Origin of the sequence: Mesorhizobium sp. 1M-11 (assembly GCF_001303895.1) — a bacterium.
Lineage (GTDB): Bacteria > Pseudomonadota > Alphaproteobacteria > Rhizobiales > Rhizobiaceae > Mesorhizobium.
Map to the genome: position 1 here is coordinate 1 of NZ_LJSD01000005.1, position 1,606 is coordinate 1,606.

Here is a 1,606-nt window from a genome sequence, read left to right on the forward strand (position 1 = left end):
CAGGCCGGTCGCGACGTCGGACCAGGTCGCGGTCACGATCCTGCCGGTGCGGCCGGCGGCCAGCGACGAGGTGCGGGAGATGGAGCCGGCAGCCGGCGCCGTGCCGAACGCCCGGACGGCCAGAAGGAACGCTGATGCGGCCGACAGCAACGTCGCGGCGGTGCCGCCGAGTGCCAGAAGGCCGCTCGAGACCCGCTTGAACGACGCTGAAAACCGCGCCACGCGCAACTCGCTGGCCGAGAAGGAGATCGTTCCCGGCTCTTCCAGGATGACGGTCATGCCGCCGAGCCACGGATGGATCAGCGTGCCCGGACCCGGCCGCTCGAACGCGGCCTCCAGGGCGCGTGCCTGGATGATATAGTCGTCGCCGACCATGAAGCCGTCGACGGTGATGACCGCCGGCGACAGTCCGAAATCGTCGTAGGCGGCGCGGTCGAGGCCGGGAAACAGGGCCTCCGCGACGCGCCGTCCGGGCTCTGTCGACGTGTCGGGAACGAAGAAGGAGACGCCGCGGAACGATGCCGGCAGGCAGCCGGGAAGGACGTGGCCGTTGCTGTCCAGGATCATACGCGCCCCACCATGCGGCCGGTCGGCACGATCGCCGGATTGCTGGACGCCGTCTGGGTGACCTTGCCGGGACCGTCCACCTTGACCGTGACGCCGACCTGACCGTCGAGCCGTACCGCCGGAGCCGGCCCGCCGCGTGCCACGGCCGCGGCGAACTGGCGCGACTGCGGCGCGGCCAGCGAGGACTGTTTCTGCGGCGGCCGCACCACCGGAGGCGCCAGATAATCGTCCATGCTGCGCTCGCGGTCTTCCGGCAGCCCGCTCGGTCCGATCTTGTTCGGATCGCCGGCATGAGTGCCGTTCGGAAGAATGGTTCCAGGTCCTGCGGAAGTGCCACCGAATGGGTTGAGGTTGATGGACGGCAGCTTGAAAGAGGACAGCCACGCGGCGAACTCCGAGATCTTCTGCTTTACGCTGTCGATGATACCGATGACCTGCCGGTACCCCTCGACGACGCCGGTTGGCATGATGTTCTTCCAGTCCATCGGCTGCGACAGGAACTGTTTCAGGTCGGTGAGCGCCTCCTTCGTCTTGCCGACGAAGACCTCCGCCGGAACCTCGCCTTTCTCCAGCCCCATCATTTCGTTGGCGCTGTCCTTGATGCCCTGCCACCACCGCCCGAAGTTGCTCCGGTCGACGCGTTTTTCCAGATCGCGGTAAGCCGCCGCGTTGCGCCGCATCTGCTCAAGCCGCTGCTCGGGTGTCCGGCCCATATCGTCCAGGAACTCGAAAGCGAGCGGGATGACCCAGCCCGCGGCAAGCGAGCCGCGCAGGACCGGGCCGAGGCGGCGCAGCGCGGTGGCCGCCTGCCGCGGCAGCGAGGCGAAGATCGAGCCGAACATTCCGGCAGTGCTGCGGAACCCAAGCCCGGTGGCGATGCCCGACCAACCGCGGAAGAAGGCGATCAGCGCCCGCGATGCCCGAGGCAGCACCCGCAACAGCCCGACGAACAGCCGTGTCACCAGGCGCAAGGGACCGAACAGCACGGCAAAGCCAGCGCTGACGATCGGCAGCGCGAAGCCGATGGCACCGATCGCGG

1 protein-coding gene and 1 pseudogene are annotated in these 1,606 nt (G+C 68.4%); both read right to left on the reverse strand.

Features of this window, described 5'->3' with window-relative positions:
* Window positions 1-567: DNA circularization N-terminal domain-containing protein (locus AO692_RS32625; RefSeq protein WP_200911699.1), on the reverse strand; the 567-nt coding region annotated here is incomplete at its 3' end.
* Window positions 564-1,606, reverse strand: a pseudogene (locus tag AO692_RS33070) (hypothetical protein); the annotation flags it as partial. The gene AO692_RS32625 and the pseudogene AO692_RS33070, both read right to left, overlap by 4 nt.